The sequence below is a fragment of the Lactobacillus nasalidis genome (assembly GCF_016587775.1).
GTDB lineage: Bacteria > Bacillota > Bacilli > Lactobacillales > Lactobacillaceae > Lactobacillus > Lactobacillus nasalidis.
Window position 1 is genome coordinate 1 of record NZ_BOCG01000390.1, and the last position, 442, is coordinate 442.

1 pseudogene is annotated in these 442 nt (G+C 60.0%); it reads right to left on the reverse strand.

Annotated elements, in window-relative coordinates:
• A pseudogene (locus lacNas_RS07110) lies at window positions 1-442 on the reverse strand (phosphoribosylamine--glycine ligase); the annotation flags it as partial.

A 442-nucleotide genomic window follows, 5' to 3' on the forward strand; every position in this document is an offset into this window, starting at 1 on the left:
AAGACCCGGCCGCCGCTGCCGGCCAGGTCGCCGGCATCCCCTGTCACATTGGCATAGTCGACGAAAATCCCGGCTTCTTCTGGCAGCAAGCCCAGCTTTTGGCCCTTGACCGGCTGCTTTGGGTAGCCCTCAGCGGCCAGGATAACGCCCAGCACAGCCTTGTCGTCTTCAACGACCGCCGGCATCTCTTCATCATTGATGCAGGCATCGATCAATTCGGCAAAGTCGCTCTTAAGGCGCGGCAGAACCACTTCAGTTTCCGGGTCGCCCAAGCGGACGTTGTACTCGATCATCTTCGGGCCTTGGCTGGTCATCATCAGCCCCAGGTACAAAACGCCGTGGTAGTCATAGCCGCCTGCTTCCAGACCCTTGGCCGTTGGCTTGACCAGCTGGTCAACGATGGCCTGGTACTGCTCTGGGCTAAGTTGCGGAACCGGGCTGT